The sequence below is a fragment of the Salinivibrio sp. MA351 genome, from assembly GCF_001996065.1.
In the GTDB taxonomy this organism is placed as follows: Bacteria; Pseudomonadota; Gammaproteobacteria; order Enterobacterales; family Vibrionaceae; genus Salinivibrio; species Salinivibrio costicola.
The window spans coordinates 1-7,294 of the sequence record NZ_MUFG01000048.1 but is presented as its reverse complement, the minus strand read 5'-3'; the positions used below and the strand labels follow the sequence as shown (position 1 = coordinate 7,294).

8 protein-coding genes are annotated in these 7,294 nt (G+C 45.6%); 1 reads left to right on the top strand and 7 read right to left on the bottom strand.

From position 1 onward, the window contains the following. The first annotated feature begins 95 nt into the window (after nt 1–95). Entirely contained in the window at nt 96–980 is an 885-nt protein-coding gene (locus BZG78_RS15025) for an aspartoacylase (protein ID WP_077661667.1), read from the top strand. A 109-nt stretch (nt 981–1,089) separates the two neighbouring features. Here BZG78_RS15025 and BZG78_RS15020 read toward each other — a convergent pair whose 3' ends face one another. The 7 genes from BZG78_RS15020 to BZG78_RS14990 all read right to left on the bottom strand — a co-directional run bounded on the left by BZG78_RS15020 (nt 1,090) and on the right by BZG78_RS14990 (nt 6,978). Beyond that, complete coding sequence (locus tag BZG78_RS15020) at nt 1,090–2,199, bottom strand: sel1 repeat family protein (RefSeq protein WP_131826095.1); 1,110 nt, start codon at nt 2,197–2,199, stop codon at nt 1,090–1,092. Then, complete coding sequence (locus BZG78_RS15015) at nt 2,183–2,467, bottom strand: type VI secretion system PAAR protein (protein WP_021024293.1); 285 nt, start codon at nt 2,465–2,467, stop codon at nt 2,183–2,185. The genes BZG78_RS15020 and BZG78_RS15015 overlap by 17 nt, the downstream gene beginning before the upstream one ends. A gap of 35 nt (nt 2,468–2,502) precedes the next feature. Continuing rightward, nucleotides 2,503–4,449, bottom strand: a complete 1,947-nt coding sequence (tssI, locus tag BZG78_RS15010) for a type VI secretion system tip protein TssI/VgrG (protein ID WP_077661665.1) — start codon at nt 4,447–4,449, stop codon at nt 2,503–2,505. Between the two features lie 124 nt (nt 4,450–4,573). Then, complete coding sequence (hcp-2, locus tag BZG78_RS15005; RefSeq protein WP_021024295.1) at nt 4,574–5,092, bottom strand: type VI secretion system effector Hcp-2; 519 nt, start codon at nt 5,090–5,092, stop codon at nt 4,574–4,576. A 299-nt stretch (nt 5,093–5,391) separates the two neighbouring features. Further along, a complete protein-coding gene (locus tag BZG78_RS15000) occupies nt 5,392–5,835 on the bottom strand; it encodes a hypothetical protein (protein ID WP_131826094.1) in 444 nt (147 codons plus the stop codon). Nucleotides 5,836–5,861: 26 nt separating this feature from the next. Beyond that, a complete protein-coding gene (locus tag BZG78_RS14995; RefSeq protein WP_131826093.1) occupies nt 5,862–6,371 on the bottom strand; it encodes a hypothetical protein in 510 nt (169 codons plus the stop codon). Nucleotide 6,372: 1 nt separating this feature from the next. Continuing rightward, nucleotides 6,373–6,978, bottom strand: coding sequence for a hypothetical protein (locus tag BZG78_RS14990; protein ID WP_077661662.1), 606 nt, complete (start codon nt 6,976–6,978; stop codon nt 6,373–6,375). Between the last annotated feature and the right edge of the window lie 316 nt (nt 6,979–7,294).

Genomic DNA, 7,294 nt, shown 5'->3' with positions numbered 1-7,294 from the left:
AAAGAAAAATTATTCTATTAATCTCTACCAGTATCGATGCTAAGCTAGCACCACGACATAAGCGGATGTTTTTCCATTCAACACAAGGAGTTCTCATGAGTCGCTTCAGTCAAGTGGCCATCGTCGGTGGCACCCATGGCAATGAGTTTAGCGGGATTTACGCACTAAAACAGTGGCAAACCAATACATCTGTTACGACTCGGGATAGTTTTTCAACGGAGCATGTGTTCGCGAATCCGTCGGCTTATCATGCAAACAAACGTTATCTCGATTGCGACTTAAATCGACAATTCGATCCTCAAGGGCTCGCCGATCTTACCTTAACAAACTACGAGCAAAGTCGCGCAAAAGTCCTCAATCAACAGCTAGGTCCTAAAGGCGATCCTCGCGTCGATTTCATCATGGATTTACACAACACCACCAGCAACATGGGGCCTACGCTCATTTTGCTCGCATTAGACACATTCAATAAACAGCTTGCTGCCTATATCAGTGAGCGTATGCCCGATGCCATTATTTTAGTAGAAGATCATCTCGAGCCGCTTCAACACGCTTTTTTATGCTCAGTGGCGAAGCAAGGCGTCATTGTTGAGGTTGGTCCTCAACCGCAATCCGTATTACGCCATGATGTAATGGAGTCCATGCAAGAAATGACGACGCATATTCTCGATTTTGTGCATCTTTTTAATATCGATAAGGTGCCAGAGCTGCCCGCGCAAGTAAAGGCTTATCGCTATAAAGAAACCTTACATCTACCCCAAAATGCACAAGGAGAGCGCATCGGTATGGTGCACCAAAACGTGCAAGACAAAGACTTTGAGCCGATAGTACCTGGCGATCCTTTATTCATGTGCTTTGACGGTCGCGAAGTCGCTTGGGAAGGAAAGTACACTGCGTATCCGCACTTTATTAACGAGGCGGCGTATTACGATAACAATATTGCGATGTCGATGGCAGAGATGTTTAGTCTAACGGTATAATTGAGAGGTACAACTGAGAGACGTATAAAGAAACGACCAACATCGAACCGATGTATCAATGACTCGGTGATGTGGCCGCTCAGAAAGTAGAAACAACGCTCGCTCGCAATTAACTCACTGGCTTAGTTGCGGGTTCTTTCTTTAAAGCCGTTTTTTGCCAGTAGCGATCATAATGAAAGAAAATGTGTGTCCTACGCAATTCAGCCGCTCTTTGTTCTACCTTTTCAATGACGTCATTTGATACTCGCGAAGACGCGAGCTCAAACTGTTCCATTGCCTGCTCTCTCAAAGTCACGAACCGTCCTTGACCAACCACATCCAAGTAGGCAGAAAGATAAACGAGCCCATCAGTATACTCAGCGTCTTCAGGCATGTAGTTTGTGGTGTACAGACGCCCCAGGGCAGCAAGAGACATAAGATCCCCTTGTTCAATCGCTTTTTCGCGCCACGCCACCGCTTTATGGCTTTTCCCTCGACGGATAAAATCACGATATAAACTCTTAGTACCGGGGATCCCACCCGCATTGGCAATCTGTTTTTTTACTTCAGCGGCCGCATCAAGGCGAGAGCTGGGGAAAAGATAAAAGCCGCGCTCAGCCAGTTCTATTTGCGATGCTTTATGTAACAAGGCATCAACATCATTCGCCGCAATCGCCTCTTCTAAATACTGCTCAGCTTTCTTTTTGTCTGTTGGATAAATGTACTGATACAGACTGAATGCTGCGTCTTTAGGTGCTTTTTCATACCAAGCTGCTAGTGCTTCTTCATACTTATAGCGCCAAATAGTACGATGATTTGCCGATAACCAATGGCCTTTTTCAACCAGTAATTTCATGGCTGGAATATAATCCGCCTTTGCGGCCTGCGTGAGATACTGCTGCGCAACCGACGAATAATCGAGCTTATTACCATCATCACTGACGAGCACAGCGTATAAATAAGCGGCAGGAACAATACCTTGATCCGCCGCTGCACGTAGATATTTTTCAGCTCGTTGGTAATGGAACTGAGCGCGAGACAAACGTCCATGCTCAAATATTGCCTCTGGCGTCATCGCCTGGATATCATAGTCATCCGCGATTTTTTCAACCGGCTCTAGTTGCACAAAAGGTGTGGCTTCAACTTCAACTTGTTCAGCATGTACTTGTCCACTTAGCATGACTAGGCATGCATACACGCTTGCTTTAAGCATTGACGGGGTATTAACCAATGTTGACACTTGAACCTCCTACAATCACACCGCCACAACTCACTGCATCACCAATACGAGCGGCTGGTTTTCCATCAATCATAACGCTACCGGAACCCGCATTTACCGCTCGCCCATGAGGCGGGTGTTTCGGTTTACTATGCGGTGCCAGAGGATCACCTTTACGAACTACGGGTATCCCGTCAACTTTTACCGTTGACGACCCCGCCACAATCGGTGTAGGTGGGAATCCATCATGCGCGGTTCCCACATGGCCAACAAGTGCTGCTTTGGGCATATCTTTCCTCAAATTTCTTAGTTTGCATTAAACGATCAAGGTTTGTTCACTGAGCGTGGCGATTTCGCTGGCTGTCCTTGGTACCCAGAGCCACTACCAGGACTTCCGCCAGCGTTTAAATTGATCGCTGGACCAATAAGGTGCACCCCGGCCGCATCAACCTTCATTACGCTCCCACCGGCGGTTACCGTAACCTCCGTACCTGCATCAAGCACGACATTTGCGCCTGCTTTTAGATGCACCTCACGTCCCGCCGTTGCGGCGAAGCGGTTATCGATTTTTTCATGTATCCCTCCAGAAACGGCAATTGTGGCATCTTTTTTCACTCGTGTTCGTGATTGCTTATCGACCGTCACATGCTGGTTACTCATAACAGCCGATAAAGAATCATGGTCCACTTTTTGATGCTCATTATGCCGCACCTGCGTAACGACATCATTTTCCACGCATGATTGCCAATCACGCTGAGCATGCAAATACACTTGCTCACTGCCCGATTGATCTTCAAACGTGAGCTCGTTGTAGCCCTCGCCTTGGTGGCTTTCACTGCGCCAAACCGTCTTGGTTTTATGGGCCGGCAATGTATAAGGGGATATATTGGTCGCGTGATAGGTCCGGCCAGTGATGATCGGTTGGTCGGGGTCACCATGTAAAAACGATACAATCACCTCATGGCCAATACGTGGAATCGCCATCATGCCGTATTGGCTCCCCGCCCAACCTTGAGACACCCGTATCCAGCAGCTACTTTTATCGTTTCCACTCGAGTAACGATCCCAAGGGAAATGAACTTTTACTCGGCCATGTTCGTCACAGAAAATTTCTTCGCCTTCAGGCCCAACCACAACCCCTATTAAAGGGCCGTCCACCTGTGGCTTAGGGTGTGGAGTGGCCCGCCAAGGGATAGAGGCCGGAATCACCGTAAACCGATTATGATAGGTAGTGGCGCCAGTGCCGCCTTCTTCTTCAACTGCTTGAGGTTGGGTGCCGTAATGCTGAGCGCGCACTACTTGCCACTTTTGATTCATGGTACGGTCGAGATGATCTTGCATTTCAAATGCATGACCCGCCTGCACAAGAAAATGATTACTTTCCCCAGTCGCCGTGACTTTGTCACGTGCCAGAAATTCTTGGCGTATCTGGGTTAAATGTTTACCTTGCGTATCGTCTTTATATCGACCTGGAAAATCATAAACATCGTAGTCTTGGCGCTGATGCTCAATGCCGGACATATTCACTTGCTGTAAGAAGCTATAATTCGGCTTTTTAAAGCTATAATCCTTCATCTCCAGTGATGACGGGATTATCCGAGTGTGTTTTTCGATGGCACGAATATAAGGCTCATCGACGACACCTGCAGCCTGAGCGTTATGCACAATCGGCTGTTTAAGGGCGGGAAGCGAAAAGGGCGAGTCAGTGATATATAAAAGCTGCTTGTCCTCTTTCCAAACAAAGCAATACATCAACCCCTCTTCTGCGGCAATACGATGAAAAAAGGTGAGATCCGTTTCTCGGTATTGAACACAAAATTCACGCTCTGCATATTCTTTTGTCAGCCCAAAACCGACATCCGTAATACGCATTTCTTGCAACAAGATCGAAATAACTTGGGGAACCGTCTGATGTTGGAATACACGACTATTTTGCCGTAGTGATAGACGCTCAATTTCAGCCACTAATTCAACATCATAATAAGTGTGATGATGACCAATATCCCCTTGGGAAAATTGACGAATGATACCGCGAATACGACGCTCACATTGCCCGTTGCGATAGAGAGCAAGCGTGGCTTGGCAATCCACTAATTGGTCAGGGGTTAGGGAATGATCGCGACTTGCCAATGCAATCGAATAACGAAACCCGTTGCAAGCTTGCTGGTCGAACGCCGCAGCAGAGAGGGACTCGTTGCCCTGATATTCTCTGACCACAAACGTGTCTGGCTCTAGGCCTTCGACGCTAAATTCAAAACGTAATTTCGCCATGATGTCTCCCGAATCTTGTTCTCGCAACAGTGGACACTTGTCTAGCAACGCTCTCTGGAAAACGAACGCTGCTAAACAAATGGTGAAGCGCCGGCACAAAGCCGACGCAACCTAGCAATAGCAATTAAGCTTCAACCGGCTTGCGCCAGTCATCAGAGCCTGAAGTACCTGCGTTGACGTGGTCCCAGGTGATTTTGCGATAAGACATCGACACGGTCAGGTTCTGAGTGAAGTCTGACTTCGCCGGATCTTGGCAGTGTGGCATTTCACAATGGATATCCACGATAGAGGCGCTTTCTAATTTGGTGGTAAAGAAGTTTTCTTGCTTACCTTCAATTGAGGTACGGTACCATTTCAGCTCTACTGTCGACATTTTCTCGCCCGAAGACAGTGCGTTATAAAGCAGCGGAACAGCTTTATTCAATGCCACGGTGAATTTGAATGGTTTATGAACACGTTGGCCGGATGGCTGACCAGATTGTGGGTCGGTGGGAACCGTCACATTATGGTCAAACTGTTGTACCAGCATTTCGTCTTCGTGGCCTTCGACAAAAGAATCACCGATAGAATCCGCGGTGCAGGCACCGGCAGTAATTAAACCCTGGGTTTCGCCTTCAATCGAGATATAACATGGCGTTGGCATAATCGCTCCTTTTTGTATGATTCGAGTTCAAACAGCGACTGTTGCTGTCTATCCCTGCTATTAAGCTAGATTCATGCCAAGTTTTTATACCCTTATTTTCAAATGCTTATCGATTACGTGACCAATTTTTTGCACGACTCAAGCAACTTTTTGCTTGGCTTGGCAAAAAGTTGCTTGGCATATCGCTGAGCGTCTACTAAAAATCGCAGCTGAATAGCCGGAGCGACGATTTCGTGGATCTGTGAGGAAAGGATGACACAGAATTCTGAACACCCGCGCAAATTTTTACATACAAAAATTCAAAGATTATCACTATAGCCCTTGAAGAATTCAACGGTTGTTTCATCGAGTTTTAAATCAGTGTGATATCCTGCGACATATTCTTTTGCTTCTTTTCGAATCTTTTCAAGTTGTTTTTTTGTCACCCTTTCCCCCGTAACTTTATCATAATACTTATGCCTTCCTATATCTCTATCATATTCGAAATCAAAGAAACCACTAGCACTACAATCACCTTCCTTCCCGAGAAGGATATCAGCAGYACTACAATAAAAATATGCTCGCTTCGATGTCCGTTCGCCTTCTGGACCTATACCAAACTCCCTCTTTAAACGTATTAACCCTATAGATGCGCTATATAAAGCGTAAGAATTTCTTTCTTTTATTCCAGTTTCTATTACACTAGTCGCTCTTCTGGGCTCCTCATTCTCTTCGAGTATATGGAACAGTTTATAGGATGCCACTCCATCGCCATGTAAAGCCATCTTTTCTAAATACTCAATTCTCTTTTCTTCATTAAAAAAAGACCAGAACGAGGAGTCATAAAAGAAAGCGAAGGAATATACTGCCACCAACTAGGGTCATGATATAAAAGGGCATACATTGCCTTCCCATCACCTTCTTCGGCGAGTCTCTCCCAACCTTCAATTGCTTTATCAACCCATTTTTCATCACACGGCCAGCCAAGATAATTACAATATGATGTCGTCACCTTTGGCATATGGGTACCTGCAAGTGTCGCCATTGCCCAAGGGTTACCCCCTTCAGCCGCCTGTAGTAAGTTAGAACCTACATACAATGTTTCGGCAGTCTTAAACTGGATATACGCCAACCAGTAGGCCGCATTAGCATCGCCATGTTCCGCTAAAGGTTTTAATACCTCACGAGCCTTTTTAAACTGACCTTGGTTTAATATCTCAATTCCTTTCTCCAACGTTTCCGCACAAGATAGGAATGGAAAGATACAAGCAGCCATCGCTAAAAATTTTAACAATTTCACATCAACCACCAATGATTTTCTGGAACCTTTTATTTTTTAGATCATTTATTTTTGAATTATCATTTACATGAGCAACCTCATATTCAACCACTTCCTGATAAGCGGGGAGATAAATCATCTTTTTATAAGGTACCCATTGTTTAACTAGCGCACCTAAACAAATTATAATTTTGTTCTTATCCCGTAAGAAGTCCTCCTCTAACTTCTCATTAATTAAATTATCGTAGGCCTTCTCCCAAAACATTAATATTTTATCAATATTTTCCGCATACCGTTGCCATTTCACCTCTTCGGGAAGCTCCATCTCAATCTCTTCTCCGACCCTTTGCATGACGTTCTCGAACTTTTTCTTGGCATTGTCACTTACCGGTTGGCTCTCTCCTCTTATCCACTCCAAAAGCTTGGTCATCGCAGCCACTTGGTTGAGGTTATCCTTCGCTGCTTCTACATCGTTCCCCCAAAATTCTAAATCATGATAATGCAATAGAACCGAAAAGAGCTTGGCGTAGGTCTCAGCCGGCATTTTCTTGATCCAGTCTCGCTGACCGGATGTCTCAACGTCACTATTAATGAAGTTCGCCACAAAGGGGGCGTTCGTCGCCTCCAACGCTCGCTGCTCCATATCGCGAATAAGATGAAAAGGAAGCAGTGCAACTTGCGTCAGAATAAGCTGATARGAATGCTACCGCCCAGCGAGTGTTGTATCACTCACTGGGCGGTAAATATTTAGGCTACACACTCAACACTTGGAAAAAAGCTTTATACTTAAAACGGAATATTGGTATTAGCCGAACAGAAAATCGTCCTCAGGCGTAAGTACTATGAACACCCTCGATCCTGCCTGACGCTATCGCAGCTGACTATTCACTTCGAAGACCGACTGGATGATCACATAGACCTATAAAAATTGGGGGACACAGAAT

Bases quoted from the DNA above. Each gene is read 5' to 3' on its own strand.
- BZG78_RS15015 (WP_021024293.1), bottom strand. From the start codon at position 2,467: ATGCCCAAAGCAGCACTTGTTGGCCATGTGGGAACCGCGCATGATGGA.
- BZG78_RS15025 (WP_077661667.1), top strand. From the start codon at position 96: ATGAGTCGCTTCAGTCAAGTGGCCATCGTCGGTGGCACCCATGGCAAT.
- hcp-2 (WP_021024295.1), bottom strand. From the start codon at position 5,092: ATGCCAACGCCATGTTATATCTCGATTGAAGGCGAAACCCAGGGTTTA.
- tssI (WP_077661665.1), bottom strand. From the start codon at position 4,449: ATGGCGAAATTACGTTTTGAATTTAGCGTCGAAGGCCTAGAGCCAGAC.